The organism is Vibrio sp. HI00D65, assembly GCF_001635455.1.
In the GTDB taxonomy this organism is placed as follows: domain Bacteria; phylum Pseudomonadota; class Gammaproteobacteria; order Enterobacterales; family Vibrionaceae; genus Vibrio.
This window is the reverse complement of record NZ_LWEH01000054.1, coordinates 1-15,783: the sequence shown is the minus strand read 5'-3', so window position 1 is coordinate 15,783 and position 15,783 is coordinate 1. Positions and strand designations below refer to the sequence as shown.

14 protein-coding genes are annotated in these 15,783 nt (G+C 45.4%); 4 read left to right on the top strand and 10 right to left on the bottom strand.

Going from position 1 to position 15,783, the window contains the following annotated elements:
- Positions 1 to 13: 13 nt before the first annotated feature.
- The 4 genes from A3712_RS07045 to pilM are packed head-to-tail and all read right to left on the bottom strand — an operon-like array spanning position 14 to position 2,731.
- Positions 14 to 532 (bottom strand): pilus assembly protein PilP, encoded by a 519-nt coding sequence (locus A3712_RS07045; protein WP_063522861.1) that lies wholly within the window; start codon positions 530 to 532, stop codon positions 14 to 16.
- A complete protein-coding gene (locus A3712_RS07040) occupies positions 519 to 1,130 on the bottom strand; it encodes a type 4a pilus biogenesis protein PilO (RefSeq protein WP_063522860.1) in 612 nt (203 codons plus the stop codon). The genes A3712_RS07045 and A3712_RS07040 overlap by 14 nt, the downstream gene beginning before the upstream one ends.
- Positions 1,123 to 1,722 carry a PilN domain-containing protein gene (locus tag A3712_RS07035; RefSeq protein ID WP_063522859.1) on the bottom strand — a complete coding sequence of 200 codons (600 nt, stop codon included), beginning with the start codon at positions 1,720 to 1,722 and terminating at the stop codon, positions 1,123 to 1,125. The genes A3712_RS07040 and A3712_RS07035 overlap by 8 nt, the downstream gene beginning before the upstream one ends.
- Positions 1,706 to 2,731 carry a type IV pilus assembly protein PilM gene (gene pilM, locus A3712_RS07030; RefSeq protein ID WP_063522858.1) on the bottom strand — a complete coding sequence of 342 codons (1,026 nt, stop codon included), beginning with the start codon at positions 2,729 to 2,731 and terminating at the stop codon, positions 1,706 to 1,708. The genes A3712_RS07035 and pilM overlap by 17 nt, the downstream gene beginning before the upstream one ends.
- A 150-nt stretch (positions 2,732 to 2,881) precedes the next feature.
- Between pilM and A3712_RS07025 the strand changes: the two genes are divergently transcribed.
- Positions 2,882 to 5,443 (top strand): penicillin-binding protein 1A, encoded by a 2,562-nt coding sequence (locus A3712_RS07025; protein WP_063522857.1) that lies wholly within the window; start codon positions 2,882 to 2,884, stop codon positions 5,441 to 5,443.
- Positions 5,444 to 5,535: 92 nt separating this feature from the next.
- Here A3712_RS07025 and oxyR read toward each other — a convergent pair whose 3' ends face one another.
- Positions 5,536 to 6,429, bottom strand: a complete 894-nt coding sequence (gene oxyR, locus A3712_RS07020; RefSeq protein ID WP_063522856.1) for a DNA-binding transcriptional regulator OxyR — start codon at positions 6,427 to 6,429, stop codon at positions 5,536 to 5,538.
- 220 nt (positions 6,430 to 6,649) lie between these two features.
- Here oxyR and A3712_RS07015 point away from each other — a divergent pair, with 220 nt between their 5' ends.
- Positions 6,650 to 7,378: a glutathione peroxidase gene (locus tag A3712_RS07015; protein ID WP_063522855.1), complete on the top strand. Its 729-nt coding sequence runs from the start codon at positions 6,650 to 6,652 to the stop codon at positions 7,376 to 7,378.
- 209 nt (positions 7,379 to 7,587) lie between these two features.
- Positions 7,588 to 9,054: a dihydrolipoyl dehydrogenase gene (locus A3712_RS07010; RefSeq protein ID WP_063522854.1), complete on the top strand. Its 1,467-nt coding sequence runs from the start codon at positions 7,588 to 7,590 to the stop codon at positions 9,052 to 9,054.
- 255 nt (positions 9,055 to 9,309) lie between these two features.
- Here A3712_RS07010 and A3712_RS07005 read toward each other — a convergent pair whose 3' ends face one another.
- Complete coding sequence (locus A3712_RS07005) at positions 9,310 to 9,657, bottom strand: RidA family protein (protein WP_063522853.1); 348 nt, start codon at positions 9,655 to 9,657, stop codon at positions 9,310 to 9,312.
- Positions 9,658 to 9,744: 87 nt separating this feature from the next.
- On the opposite strand from A3712_RS07005, the gene A3712_RS26595 reads away from it, so the two are divergent.
- The gene (locus A3712_RS26595) at positions 9,745 to 9,993 is read left to right on the top strand and encodes a DUF3624 domain-containing protein (RefSeq protein ID WP_082856192.1); all 249 of its coding nucleotides are present in this window, start codon (positions 9,745 to 9,747) and stop codon (positions 9,991 to 9,993) included.
- Positions 9,994 to 10,211: 218 nt separating this feature from the next.
- Here the strand turns inward: A3712_RS26595 and argH are convergent, their stop codons facing one another.
- From argH to argC, 4 genes are all read right to left on the bottom strand, one after another.
- Entirely contained in the window at positions 10,212 to 12,086 is a 1,875-nt protein-coding gene (gene argH / locus A3712_RS06995) for an argininosuccinate lyase (RefSeq protein WP_063522851.1), read from the bottom strand.
- A gap of 348 nt (positions 12,087 to 12,434) precedes the next feature.
- Positions 12,435 to 13,646, bottom strand: a complete 1,212-nt coding sequence (locus A3712_RS06990) for an argininosuccinate synthase (RefSeq protein ID WP_063522850.1) — start codon at positions 13,644 to 13,646, stop codon at positions 12,435 to 12,437.
- 113 nt (positions 13,647 to 13,759) lie between these two features.
- Entirely contained in the window at positions 13,760 to 14,548 is a 789-nt protein-coding gene (gene argB, locus A3712_RS06985) for an acetylglutamate kinase (RefSeq protein ID WP_063522849.1), read from the bottom strand.
- A gap of 12 nt (positions 14,549 to 14,560) precedes the next feature.
- Positions 14,561 to 15,565, bottom strand: coding sequence for an N-acetyl-gamma-glutamyl-phosphate reductase (gene argC / locus A3712_RS06980; protein WP_063522848.1), 1,005 nt, complete (start codon positions 15,563 to 15,565; stop codon positions 14,561 to 14,563).
- Positions 15,566 to 15,783 lie beyond the last annotated feature (218 nt).

Sequence of the window (15,783 nt, the reverse complement as noted above, 5' to 3'; positions counted from 1 at the left end):
ATGTGACATTGGTTTATTTCAGAGCCAGCCTAATGTTGCGCTTATGCCAACAACCTAAACCATCTGGAAGAGTTTCATTAATCAGAACGTACTGGCTCGTCACCTTAGTAACTCGACCGTTGTTTAAACCGATAAACTGGCCTTTTTTCACATTGACGACATTGCCCTTAGGCGTTTGTACAAGCCCAAATACACTCTTTCCACTGCCCATCACACCTTTCAAGCGCAATTTACTCAGTGGGTATTTCTCCAACTTGCCACTGCGAGCACGAGCGCTGGGTTGCCAGCAATCTTTCTTCACCAAGGGCTGGTTTTGCACGATCGCTTCTTTGGGTAGTTCAAAGGGAGGACGAAAAGCGCGTCGTTGGTAGGTTGCGGCTGAGAACTCAGTCGCAGGAACAAGCTGCTCAACCTCTTTTTTCGCTTTGAGCTCAACCTGCACCACAAAATCTTCTAATGAGTCTTGATTGGCTTTGCAGCCTGACAACATCAGCAGTAATAAAGTTGAATAGAGCACGCTATTGAGCCTCATCGTTGACCTCCGACTTAAACTGGTAGGTATAAGCTCGAACTCTAAAGTGAAGTGTGCTGCTTTCTTGGCTCACTCTCTGCCAACTCACATCATCAAAGCTGATGATTCGCGGGAGCTTGGCGATAGCTGCAGAGAAGTCACCTATCTCGTGGTAATAGCCAGTCAGCTCGATATTAAGAGGTAAGCGGTATAAGAAGGCTTTATTTTGTTTTTCACCCCAGTCGATTCGGGTAAAGGTGAGTGAGTTATCTAAGCCAAGCTCATTGACTGATGCCAACATGCTCGCCAACTCCTTTTGCACAGGCAGCTGTTCTAACAGGTAATCGTAGCGACTGGTTAGTTCATCCAGTTGATCTTGAAGCTTAGGTAAAGCAGCAACCTTATTGGCTTTGATACGCAGTGTTGCTTTCAAGGTCTGCTCTTGCTGCTTCATTTGTTGTAGCTCATCATCCAAGGGCAGAATATAGAACCAGGTTCCCAGCCCTTGAATGAGCGCCACCAGCAATAGAATCACCAATAACTGAGGCAACAGTGGCCACTCGGTGATCTCATCGATATCAAGCTCTTGCAGGCTCATCATGTTTTGAAAGCTAGCCATGGTTAGCCCCCTTAGCCTTTCGATATGCAGTTGTGCTCTCTAATGACACAGGGCTGAACACGAAAGAAACCTTGAAGGTCTGAAATGCTTTATTGAAGCGCTTACGGTTATGCACAATAGAGTGCATTTCGACCCTTTTCAGGGATTCAGAGCGTTCTAAGTTATCCAGCATGGTGGCAAGACGAGCAGTACTGTCACTGATGCCGGCCATTTCAATCTCTTGGCCGTTCATCTTTATCTTGTCGACATAAACGCCCTCAGGAATCAGCTCCAGCATCAAGTTCATAAAGTCGGTGGTTTTATTGCGACCGAGCTGCAAAGATTCCACGACATCAAGTCGAGTCAAAATGGCTTTGTGCTCTTGCTCCGCGACTTTTAATGACTGAATCTGTCGGTCAAGCCCTGCAATGTATTGGTTGAGATAATTAAGACGAGCTTGTTGTTTAGCCTGTTGATCATGGAAATAGTTTCCGACTGCACATTGCCCAGCCCCAACCACAATCACGCCAAGGATAACTAAATGGATAAAACGCTTTCGGTGTTGAGCACGAATCTCATCTCGCCAAGGTAGTAGGTTAATTTGATGCAACATGCTTCTCTCCCTGCCATTTAAGTCCGCTCATCGCCATACCCGCAGCAATACCAAAATGTTGCCAATCCATTTGCAGGCGGCACTTCCTCGCGACTTGATTCTCAAACAGGAATAAAGGATTCAATGATTCACAGCTCAGCTGAAAATGGCGTTCGAGCTCGTCGGTCACCATTGGCGTACTGGCGCCCTCGCCCATTAACCAAATACCAGAGATAGGTTGGTGAGCATTCATCGAAGAATAGAGCTGCAACTGACGTTTGAGCTTTTCAATCAAGTTAACGATAAATTGATGAGTGTCCTGAGCACTGCCAAACTCAGCCTTGATATCATTGGGGTTTTCGATATTGCAAAGGTCTTGCGTACCAAAGGCGATGTCTTTATAGAAAGGGGAAGCTCCCTGAGGAATGATGCCCAGCGAGGTTTGATCAACGCCAATGTCCACCAACAGCCAATTGCTTTTCTCTGGGTACAAGCGTGAAGCAAGCTGCCACACATGAAGCAAACCATGCGCCTGCGTATCAACGACAAGAGGTTTAAAGCCAGCCTTAATTAATGCCTCTGTTCGGCTATCGACCACTTCTTTACGAGTAGCATAAACCTGATAACGGCTCGTCGAACCTTTACCAAATCGTTTGTCTTCCAGCTTCACAAAATCTAAACTCAGCTCCTCGATGGGAAAAGGAGATTGATGGGCGAAGGTTTGATAAATCGAAAACTCTTTCTCTCTGTCTTCGAGTTCAGTCTCAATTTGCAATACCTTGCTGATCACCGTGTTATCAGGTACCGAAATGGCGACATTACGACAGCCGAAAGGCAGCCCTTTCCTAAGTTCTTTGAGTTTCTTAACAGTTTTCTGATACTCCAAAGTATGGTTAGCTGTAAAAATGTCGTCCGAAATCGGCAGCTCTTTGTATCCCACTAGGGCATACAATTCCCCCACGGGTTTTAGCACCACAGCTTTGATGCTGTGGTGATTTATATCTATACCTGTAATTAATGATGAACCCATGTGACCTAGCTCCTGAAGTGCCAAGCATTTCGTTGATTATCTAGGGGTTGTGATTATTAGTTAAATAAGCGTTAATAAACGAAAGCTATTTTTTAGCCTAGAGTACAAGGGTTTGCTGCTTATCAGCCTTAACTAATCAGGGATTATCCGGTGAAGTTCATAAAGCGATTATTCATATTTACATTGATTTGCATGATTCTTGGAGTCAGTACAATTTTTGGGTTTTATTACTACGTAAAACCAGAGTTGCCTGATGTTGCCACTTTGCGCGACGTAGAACTCCAAACTCCAATGCAGGTCTTCAGCCAAGACGGTAAGTTGATCTCCCAATTTGGTGAAAAACGTCGTATTCCAGTGACTTATGATGAGATCCCTCGCCACTTAGTTGAGGCTTTAATTGCTACCGAGGATAGCCGCTTCTACGAACACCCAGGTATTGACCCAATCGGCATTACTCGTGCAGCTATCGTAGTAGCGATGTCAGGTTCGGCAAAACAAGGGGCGAGTACCATTACTCAGCAGCTTGCGCGTAACTTCTTTTTATCTAATGAGAAAAAGATCATGCGTAAGATTAAAGAGATCTTCATTGCGATCCATATTGAGCAACTGCTGAGCAAAGAGGAGATCATGGAGCTTTACGTTAATAAGATCTTCCTTGGTCACCGTTCGTATGGTTTTGGCGCAGCAGCACGCGTTTACTTTGGTAAAGATCTTCCAGATCTTACACTGAGTGAGATCGCGACTCTGGCTGGTATGCCGAAAGCACCATCAACCATGAACCCTATCTACTCTATTGAACGTGCGACTAACCGTCGTAACGTTGTATTGCGTCGTATGCTCGACGAGAAGTACATCACTCAAGCTGAGTTTGATGAAGCAAGCAATGAACTGCTTGTATCAAAGTACCACGGTGCAGAGATCGAACTGAGTGCACCATACGTGGCAGAAGTAGCCCGTGCTTGGATGGTTGAACGCTACGGTGAAGACGCATATACCTCAGGTATGAAGGTCTACACAACCGTTGATTCGAAGCTGCAAAAAGCGGCAAACCAAGCTGCGATTAAGAACCTACTTAACTACGATGAGCGTCACGGCTACCGCGGTGCTGAAAAGGTACTATGGCAAACCGCTCAATCTGTTTGGGGCCACGACAAGATCGTTAAACACCTTAAGTCTCAACCAACCTATGGTGACCTAGTCCCTGCTATTGTGACTGCTGTTGATTCGAAAAGCGCTCAAGTATGGGTTAAGAATCAAGGCGAAGGCACGATCGAATGGCAAGGTATGAACTGGGCGCGTAAATTCCTAACAGACGATCGCCAAGGTCCAGCACCTTCTCAAGCCAAAGAGATTCTTGCCGTTGGTGAGCAAGTTTGGGTACGTCATGAGGCGATCACAGGTGACGAAGTCTCTGAAGAAGCAACTGAAGAGTCAGTAACAGCAGAATCTGACACTCCAGTAGTTTGGCGTCTAAGCCAAGTGCCGAATGCCAACACTGCATTCGTGGCAATGAATCCAAACAACGGTGCTGTACTGTCGATGGTTGGTGGCTTTAACTTCGTTCACAACAAATTCAACCGTGCGACGCAATCTATTCGTCAAGTGGGTTCTGGTATCAAGCCTTTCATTTACTCAGCAGCAATTGAGAAAGGTTTAACGCTAGCTTCCCTTATCAACGATGCACCAATCAACCAATGGGATAAGAGCCAAGGCACAGCATGGCGGCCAAAGAACTCACCACCAACTTACTTTGGGCCAACTCGCTTGCGTATAGGCCTCGCAACTTCTAAAAACGTGATGGCGGTACGTGTACTACGTGAGGTTGGCCTCAATGAAACACGCAACTATCTCACTCGATTTGGTTTTGATATTGACGAAGTACCCCGCTCTGAAACTATTGCACTTGGTGCGGGAAGCTTAACACCAATGAAAGTAGCGCAAGGTTACTCAGTATTCGCTAACGGTGGTTACTACGTGGAACCTTTCTACATCAGCCACGTTGATACACCATTTGGCGAGACTGAATTTGAAGCAACGCCCAAAGTCGTCTGTAAAGAAGGTTGCAAACAGACCATCACAACCGATCCAATGGCAGATGAGTTTTCCGAGCAAGATGTAGATGCTAAAGATCAATACGCACCTCAGGTTATCTCTGAGCAGAATGCATTCCTTGTTCGTGAAATGATGTACAGTAACATCTGGGGCGGCGGTGACTGGAGAAAAGGGACAGGGTGGAACGGTACGGGTTGGCGTGCTCAACCACTGAAGCGTCGTGATATTGGTGGCAAAACAGGCACGACTAACGACGCAAAAGATACTTGGTACAACGGTTATGGCCCGGGGATAGTTGCAACGGTATGGGTTGGCTTTGATAATCATAACCGTAAGCTAGGACGAACAACAACAAACACTAATCTTGGAAAACGTCAAGTTTCTGGAGGTGAGTTTGGGGGCTCAACAGCACAACCCGCTTGGATTGAATTTATGGGTACTGCGCTGGCTGGTGTTCCAGCGCAACGCAAAAAGGTTCCAGAAAATATCGTTCGCGTTCGTATTGACCGTGATACCGGCTTACTGACCAACAAGTCCGATAGCTCGTCAATATTCGAATACTTCGTGAAAGGCACTGAGCCGACTGAATACGTCGCTGAAAGATTCAATGATGACATCTACTCCACCTCTCCAGGTGAAACGGTAGAAGAGCTGTTCTAAGCAGTTTTTTGCCCCTAGCAACATTAACAAGTAAAAAGGGTTGATATGAATTCATATCAACCCTTTTTTATATCTGCTATGTGGAGATGAAGCTAAACGACCTTTTCCAACTGAGTACGAATCGTCTCCGCCAGTTGCTCAAAGCGCCCTTTCAATGGAGAGCCCGGACGGTACGCAACCACAATACGACGTGAAGGCGTTGGGTTTACCGCAGGCACGTAACACACACCATCTTTCTGCTTTTCTTTTGGTACTGATAATTGAGGCAGCAAGGTAATCCCCGCGCCTGCCGCAACCATGTTACGCAGCGTCTCTAAGCTGGTTGCTTTAAAGCGCTCATCATCTTTTGCACCTGCAGCAAAACAGAACCCTAAGGCTTGGTCTCTTAAACAGTGACCATCACCAAGTGCTAGGACTGTCTGTCCATTGAGTTGAAGCATATCTACCGTGTCCTGCTGAGCCCATTCATGGTCACATGGAACCGCAACACTTAATGGCTCTTCATACACATCAATCTCTTTGAATACCGCCGTTTCATCAACCGCTGCTAGTACTAGGCAGTCAAGCTTACCATCTTCCAATTGGCTCACTAATTGATGAGTTTGCGCTTCATGCAGGTATAGCTCTAACTCAGGAAAACTCTCTTTCAGGTGAGGGACAATCTTAGGCAGAATGTAAGGACCCACAGTTGGAATGAAACCAATATGCATTGGTCCGGTCATCGCTTCACCGTGTCCACTCGCCATATCCTTAAAAGTCTTCACTTCGTTGAGAATACGCTTGGCTTGTTCAACAAGTTGTAACCCTGATTCTGTAAATATGACCTTCCTTGGACTACGCTCGGTTAACTGAAGTCCGATTTCATCTTCTAGTTTGCGTATTTGACCGCTTAGTGTTGGCTGACTGACAAAGCACGCTTCTGCCGCTTTTCGGAAGTGTTTGTGCTCTGCGAGCGCCACCAAGTATTCAAAGTCACGAATGTTCATGATCAGTCTCTTACCTCAGGTTTAATAAGAACAAGGGTTTTGATAGCAACATTTAAAAGAAAAATGCTCTTGATAGAATTTACCTATTAAAACCATAACATCAAACGATTAGAGCTATCAAAGGATTTATCTAATAATGGGCTCAACAAAACGAAACAGAGCAGCGAAAAGCGTTAAGCTCTACTAGAACAAAATTAAAATATCATTTAAGGAAATCAATATGTTTGCATCTAGAGAAGGTCAATCAATCCCTCAAGTAACATTCCCAACTCGCCAAGGTGACGCATGGGTTAACTTAACGACTGAAGAGCTATTCAAAGACAAAACAGTTATCGTATTCAGCCTACCAGGCGCGTTTACGCCAACTTGTTCGTCAAGCCACCTTCCTCGTTACAACGAACTACATTCAGTGTTCAAAGAGAACGGTGTTGATGACATCCTTTGTGTTTCTGTAAACGATACGTTCGTAATGAACGCATGGAAAGCAGACCAAGAAGCAGAAAACATCACATTCATCCCAGATGGTAACGGTGATTTCACAGATGGCATGGGTATGCTAGTTGAGAAAAACGACATCGGCTTCGGCAAACGTTCATGGCGCTACAGCATGCTGGTTAAGAACGGCGTGGTAGAGAAAATGTTCATCGAAGAAGACGTACCAGGCGACCCATTCAAGGTTTCTGATGCAGACACTATGCTGAACTACATTGCTCCAGAGCACAAAGAGCAAGAGTCGATCACAGTATTCACTAAGCCAGGCTGTCCTTTCTGTATGAAAGCGAAACAGAACCTAATCGACAAAGGTCTAAACTACGAAGAAGTAGTACTAGGTAAAGACGCGACGACTGTAAGCCTACGTGCAATATCTGGTCGCACAACGGTTCCTCAAGTATTCATCGGTGGTAAACACATCGGTGGTAGCGAAGAGCTAGAAGCTTTCCTAGGCTAATCACTGCCAAATGGCTAACCCACCCACTTGTGTGGGTTGGCTATCCCTATCGGGTTGAATAAAGCTTGTGGCTCGTATTAACCACAGTCACAAGCTAAACCTAATAAAACAGAACCACAAAACTGACCCGCTATCCTGACTCACTAAAAACATCACATGAGTTGGAGGGGTTCATTCAAACTAAATTTAGCCATTGCGAGAAAATTATTATGAAACAAGTCAATGTAGATGTAGCAGTTATCGGGGGCGGTACGGCAGGTCTAGGATCATACCGCGCTGCAAAAGCACACACTGACAGTGTCGTGATGATTGAAGGCGGCCCTTACGGTACAACCTGTGCTCGTGTTGGTTGTATGCCATCTAAACTGCTTATTGCAGCCGCAGAAAGCGTACACCAAATCGAGAAAGCTCCGGCTTTTGGCGTTCACCCACAAGGCGATATCGTAATTAACGGCCGTGAAGTAATGGACCGAGTGAAGTTTGAACGTGACCGTTTTGTTGGTTTTGTTTTAGAAGGCGTCGATGAAATCCCAGAGCAAGATAAAATCTCTGGCTACGCAAAATTCTTAGACGACAACACACTTCAAGTTGATGACCACACAGTGATCACAGCAAAGCGTATTGTTATCGCAACCGGCTCTCGCCCTGCATACCCTGCTGTTTGGAATGAGCTTGGCGACCGCCTAATCATCAACGATGACGTATTCAGCTGGGATGACTTACCAGAATCAGTGGCCGTGTTTGGCCCAGGTGTAATTGGCCTTGAACTTGGTCAGTCGCTACATCGCTTAGGTGTGAAGACCAAACTGTTCGGTTTGGGTGGTCAAGTGGGCCCAGTAACTGACCCAGAGATCATGGCTTACGCAGATAAAGCCTTCAATGAAGAGCTCTACTTAGATGCCGACGTGAAAATCGAAAACATGAAGCGTATTACCACTGAATCGGGTGAACCACGTGTCGAAATCCAGTTCATCAATAAGCAAGGTGAGCTAGAAACCAACATCGTTGAGTATGTGCTGGCAGCAACAGGTCGTCGCCCTAACACGGATAAACTTGGTCTAGAGAATACCTCTCTTGAGCTTGATGAGCGTGGTGTGCCAGTTGCAGACCACTACACACTGCAAACATCGCTACCATCAATATTTATTGCGGGCGATGCTAGCAACCAACTACCTCTGTTACATGAAGCAGCAGACCAAGCGCGCATTGCCGGCGACAACGCAGGTCGCTTCCCTGAGATTCGTGCAGGCCTTCGCCGCTCTAAAATCTCAGCGGTTTTCTCTGACCCGCAAATCGCGATGGTTGGTGAAACTTACAAGGAGATCACTACCCGCTTAGGTACATGTGGCTGTTTCGCAACGGGTGAAGTGTCTTTCGAGAACCAAGGTCGCTCACGAGTGATGCTACGCAACAAAGGTATTCTGCACGTTTACGGCGAGCAAGGTACAGGTCGCTTCCTTGGTGCTGAAATGATGGGACCAAACGCAGAACACTTGGCGCACTTGTTAGCATGGGCACACCAGAACAAGATGACGGTTTCTGAAATGCTAGATATGCCGTTCTATCACCCAGTAATCGAAGAGGGAGTACGAACTGCACTACGTGACCTCAACGCGAAACTGCACTTAGGTCCAGAAATGGTGAAACACTGTCTAGACTGTGGTCCTGGCTGTTAATCTCGGCGGATTGAGACAGGTCAACACTCGCTCTACTAACATAGATTAGATATTAAAAAGGAAAGCCACTGGCTTTCCTTTTTGTTTTTGGCAACGAGCAAATCAGAGATTCCCGACTGCGCTCCTTCATCACTATCGGGAATGACGTTGATTTATTTAAACAACTAAACCAAGACTTAACCCTTCATTCAAGAACCTAGGGACGAGGTATCTGGAATCTCTAAAAACCGTTACTTATCGCTAAATGCGAGAGAATTACTTCTCAGCTGCAATCACAGAGATCTCAACCAGTAGTGCTTCACGAGCCATGTCACCAGTCACACATGCGCGAGCTGGAGCGTGACCTTCTGAAACCCATGCATCCCATACTGCGTTCATCTCTTGGAAGTCTTTCATGTCTTTCAAGTAAATCGTTGCTGACAGCATGTGCTCTTTGTCGCTGCCTGCTTGCTCAAGTAACGCCTCTACTTTATCCAGCATCGTCTGTGTTTGCTCTGTAATGCCTTTTGTAGCATCCGCACAAACTTGGCCACATAGGTAGATAGTACCGTTGTGTTTAACAATACGGCTCATGCGTTGCTTGGTTTCTTGGCGCTCAATCATCGATCTTCTCTCTCTATGTCACCGTGATCCAATATCTTGTGACGTGTTATTATCAGGGCAATAAGCATAACGTGAATCAAGCCCAAGATGACATGTCTTCATTGCAATAAAAATGAAAAAATCTTCAACAAACTCGGTCGTTGCCAACGTTGTATGAATCAACTCACGGTGTTGTCGATATTGAGTTGGGGCGTATGGTGGCTGTTTTTCAGGGAAGCCCCAAAAACCATCAATGCCATCGCTTTGATGATGGCAGCTTTCGCATTCAGTGGCTTATTGTCGCTGCATTGGATAATGAAATTTTTGGTACTGCCTTTGAGAAGCAAAAAGCGTTAGCTGAGGTATTTGTAGGACAGGAGATCATATCAATTATCGAGCTCTCACCTTTCGCCAAACGGCAGATAGAAAAAAGCCCCAAAACCAATCGATTTTGGGGCTTTCTTAGAAAATTCTAAGAAAAAGCAGTGGTACTTTAATAGACCAGACTTTTCTTAGTTTGTTCCCAAAAAAGATCAGATTTTTGATCTTTTTTTAGGGACCATAAAATCAATAGCTTATGCAACATTCACCTTAGCAATAATCTTCTCGACCAAGTTCACTTCCAACGCGACCTCATCACATGCATGTTGGCGAGGACACTGATCACAATCTTTCAGTACCTTCTCAGGCAGCAGAGATTTCGATGTTGGCAAGAAGTCATGCTTCATAAAGAACTCAGGTGTACGAGTCAGTACAAACACTTTCTTAATCGCCATTTGTCGTGCTTTCTCAACTAGGTGCTGAACAATCGCAGTGCCCTGCCCTTGACCTTGCCAGCCAGCCTCAACACCCAATGAACGAATTTCCGCTAAGCCAGAGTCATATACATAGAGCGATGCACAACCAGTCACTTCACCATGATGTTCTGCAACGGCGAATGAGCCAATGTCACGCACCAGTTCGTTACGAGAGCGAGGCAGGTTTTCACCCATATTCGCCCAGTAAGCGACCATGCCTTCCAACGCTTCAATGTCAGTCAAACGAGCAGGACGAACCTTAACGATGGAAGTATCACGCTGCGCCAAACGCTTCTCAGCTTGGTCAACCGCGTAAGCCACTTGCTTCGGAGATACACCACCTAGCGCACTACGTTTTTCAAGACACGACTCAATGGTCAGGATGTCGTACACATCCTCTTCTATCACCTCAGAGAACTCTTTCATCTCTGCGATGGTTAATTCTTCTAGCGCGCAGCCTTTCGCAATCGCCGTAACGACAGTTACACCGACAATATGGTGAGCTTCGCGGAAAGGAATGCCTTTCGCTACTAGGTAATCAGCCAACTCAGTAGAGTTTGCATAACCTTGCTTCGCCGCTTCAAGTGTACGCTCGCCGTTCACTTTGATGCCATCAAAACACAGCGCCGCCATTTCCATACAGTCATTCCAAGTGTCTAAAGCGTCGAATAGACCTTCTTTATCTTCTTGCATGTCTTTGTTATAAGCCAAAGGCAGTGCTTTCACTGTCATCATCATGCCAGCAAGTGAACCGTATACACGGCCTGTTTTACCACGGATAAGCTCTAGCGCATCCGGGTTTTTCTTCTGTGGCATCAGAGATGAACCTGATGTCACGGTATCTGCTAACTCGATGAAGTTTGATTCACCAGAGTTGTAGAAAATCATATCTTCCGCAAGACGCGAAAGGTGAAGCATAGAGATAGAAGCGATCGACATCAGCTCCATCACATGGTCACGGTCAGATACTGAATCTAGAGAGTTTCGCGTTGCACGACAAAAACCTAAGTTGTGAGCTAACTCTTCACGGTCCATCGGGTAAGCGGTTCCAGCAAGGGCACCAGAACCCAACGGACATGTATCTAAACGCTTAATCGCATCATTCAAACGCGAGTAATCACGCTCAAACATTTCAACGTAAGCCAAACACCAGTGAGCAAACGTTACTGGCTGAGCACGTTGTAAGTGAGTGTATCCAGGAAGCACAGTGCCTTGATGATGAGAAGCAACATTGACCATTTGGCTCTGCAGGCGATCAAGCGCTAGCAGCAGTTGGTTACCTTGCTGACGACACCATAGTTTCAGGTCTGTCGCCACTTGGTCATTACGAGAACGGCCAGTGTGAAGTTTTTTGCCCAAATCACCGACTTTGCCGATAAGTTGTTGTTCAACCCAGCTGTGAATGTCTTCTGAATCAGAACGTAGAATCTGTTCAGGATCTTCCATCACCTCAAGTTTTAGCTCATTCAGCGCTAACTCAAGCTTCTGTTGCTCTTCTTCTGTTAACACGTTGACCGACAGTAGAGCTTTAGACCAGGCAATTGAGCCCACAATGTCTTGCTCAGCCAATCGGTAATCAAAACGAAGAGAATCGTTAAAATCTTTAAACCGCGTGTCTGCTGCTTGGGTAAATCTACCGCCCCATAATGCCATTGTGTATCTCCTAATTGCACAGTGCTCACTGTTTTTGCAAATGATAATTCTGATTAAGATTCAGTATTTTTCTGATGGTTTAAACTTACGGCAATTCAAAATGAAAATAAAGTATTAATTCATTTTTTTCACATATTTATTCACAAGAAAGATTCATCCATTGATTCTTTACAGCGTAGAGCGCGAATTATATGCCATCCCATAGTAAAAACCGAAGCTGATTTATTAGGCGATTAGAAAGTAAAAAGCCCACTCACTAATCAATAGTGAGTGGGCTTTGCATAATCATGTCTGTTTGCTGACCTTCAATATTTCAGTGAAGGCTAGCTCACTAACTCATTGTTAGCATTACTTTTGGCTATTCAGAGCACGGATACGGCTTGATAGCGAATAAAGACGAATGAAGCCTTCAGCATGGCTTTGGTCGTAAACTTCATCTTCACCAAAGGTTGCAAACTCTTCTGAGTATAGGCTGTTGTCAGAACGCTTCTGAGTTACCGTTGCGTGGCCTTTGTAAAGCTTAACAACTACCTCACCGTTAACGTCTTGCGCTAGCTCTTCTGTCGCAGCAAGAATTGACTTACATAGTGGAGTGAACCAACGGCCATCGTATACAAGGTGAGAAGCTTTAACGCCTAGCTCTTCACGGAATTCAAATGCTGCTTTGTCTAGCACAAGTTGCTCTACTGCACGCAGTGCTTCCATCATGATGGTGCCACCCGGAGTTTCGTAACAACCACGCGACTTCATACCAACAAGACGGTTCTCTACGATATCGATACGACCAACACCGTGCTTAGCACCCTTCTCGTTCAGATAAACCAGTGCGTTGTATGGCGTCATTGTTTCACCATCAACGGCTACCACTTCACCTTTTTCAACTTTAAGCGTCACTGTTTCAGATTCGTTTGGTGCTTGCTCAGGATCTACCGTCCAAGCCCAGCAATCTTCGTTTGGCGCGTTCCATGTATCTTCAAGTACGCCACCTTCTGTCGAGATGTGCCATGCGTTTGCGTCACGAGAGTAGATCTTAGTCAGAGAAGCAGTACAAGGAATGTTACGCTCAGCTAGGTAATCCAGACACTCTTCACGGCTCACTAGATCCCACTCACGCCACGGTGCAATTACGTGTAGGTCTGGTGCTAGTGCAGCGAATGCACCTTCAAAACGAACTTGGTCATTACCTTTACCCGTACAACCGTGACACAGTGCATCTGCACCTACTTTACGCGCAACTTCAACCTGTGCTTTAGCAATGATTGGACGAGCCATTGAAGTACCTAGTAGGTATTTACCTTCGTAGTAAGCACCAGTTTTTAGCGTTGGGAAGATGTAATCAGCAACCATCTCTTCTTTAAGATCAGCGATGTAACACTCAGAAGCACCTGAAGCTTTTGCTTTTTCTTCAATACCTTCAAGCTCTTCAGCACCTTGGCCAACATCCGCGACAAACGCCACTACTTCACAGTCATAGTTCTCTTTCAACCATGGAATGATTACTGATGTGTCTAGACCGCCAGAGTAGGCTACTACAACTTTCTTTACGTTAACTTTGCTCATTTTCTTTCTCCTAGTTTCCATACTGCACATGGCGGTCAGCGTTGGAAATGACTTCATAATTATATGTTTATTTAATTTGTCAAAATTCTTTAAGTAGTGACTCGCAGTGAGGCCTACTGAGGTAAAAACTGTGTTCCTATGCTTTTACCTGAAAACAGTTGTGTTAGCTTTTCTGGGTATCGCCACGTAGCGACTTCGATTGGTCGTCCAAGGTCGTTAGCTGCTTCTAGTGCGGCTTGAACCTTCACGATCATGCCATCAGTAATCACTTTACCTTCGATAAGGTCATCAGCTTGCTGCTGGTTAAGGCTTGGAATTAGGTGGCCTTTGCCATCTAGTACGCCACTGACATCAGAAAGCAGTACCAGCTCAGCATCAAGTGCACCAGCAACCGCAACCGCAGCTTGGTCAGCATTCACATTCATCAGTTGTCCTTGCTCAGTAAGACCAATTGAACTGATGATTGGCAGTGCACCCGCATTGAAAATGGCTTGTAGAACGGTTGAATCACCTGGCTCAGCTTTGCCAACTGCGCCCAATTCAGGGTTCAATTCGCTCACTTTGCATAAACCACCATCTGCTAGGCTCAAACCAACAGCATTAATACCGTCTTTAATCGCCTGACCTTGCAGTAATTTGTTCGCCGTGCCCGCTAGCGCGCCAGCAATAACAGGAATCTGATCATAAGGAGTAACGCGTAGACCTTCTTTCTTAACGGTCTCAAGGTTCAAATTATTCATCAAATTATCAACAAGGTAACCACCGCCGTGAACAATCACGATAGGTCGTTGTGCTTGTTGTTGGTAAGCTGAGATAGCACCAAATAACTTGCTAAGTGTTTCACCACAAGATAGCGCAGCGCCACCTAACTTCATGATTAATGGTTGATTATTAAGGCTCATACCTAGATTCCTTTACACTAACGCAGTTAATGGTGCAAAACCATAACGTAAATTTAAACACTGCATCGCTTGGCTGGATGCGCCCTTCAATAAGTTATCAATCGCTGAAACAACTATGATGTGTTGACCTTGTACCTTCCAACCTAAATCGCAGAAAGGCGTCTGTTCTACATCTTGGATTCTTGGCAATGTCTCTTCGAGCAACCTTACGGCTGGCTTGCCTTGGTAAGCTTGTTCAAAGGCATCTTGTATCTGTTGTTCTGTCACGCCCTGAGCCAGCTTCATAGTAATAGTCGCTAAAATGCCACGCTTAAAGCTTCCTAGATGCGGAGTAAAAATTACATCACATCCTAAATGTGCAGCCATTTCAGGTTGATGACGGTGGTTAAATACACCATAAGCTTGCAAGCTCACTTCACAGAAGCTGTTGACCATCGTCGCCTTACGCCCTGCTCCGCTTACGCCACTGGTCGCGTTAATCACTGGCCACTGGTTCTCGTCCAATAACTTAGCTTCAACTAGAGGCTTAATCGCCAGTTGCGATGCCGTTGGGTAACAGCCTGCGACTGCAACAAGCTGAGCTTCTTTTATTTCTTGTTCGTTCCATTCAGCTAAGCCGTAAGCCGCTTTATCTAGCCACTGTTCGTATTGGTGTTCAAAGCCGTAAAACTCTTGGTAGAAGTTTTCACCTTTAACTCTAAAAGCACCCGATAGGTCGAATACTTGGCAATCATTCTCTAGAAAGATTGGAGCTAGGTCATGACTCACTTCATGTGCTGTCGCTAGGAAAATCACATCAGACTGTTTTGCCACTTCTTCTGGATTAGTCAGCGGCTGAACTGGCATATCAATCAAGCCCGCTAGCTTACCGTGTAGCGATGCAATAGGTTTACCTGCGTCTACACTATTGGCTGAGACATACAAACCTGATAGCGTGAGCTCAGGGTGTCTGTTTATCATTAGAGCCAGTTCTGCTCCTGTGTAGCCGCTTGCGCCAATGACCGTGGTTTTCAACATCTCAACACATCCATTCCTGAGGTAAGTTACATTTCAAAATTTGACTATTAATACTTAATTTTTAGCTCTATTTGATTCTTTATGCATTAAATATGATTTAATATGTGTTTTACCGACTTATGGTTTTCCTGTCAATAGTAGAAGTGAAGATATTATGCAATTACCGAGTTTCCTTGAGGTCTATAAAGGCCTAATTTCCACCGACTCAATTAGCTCTA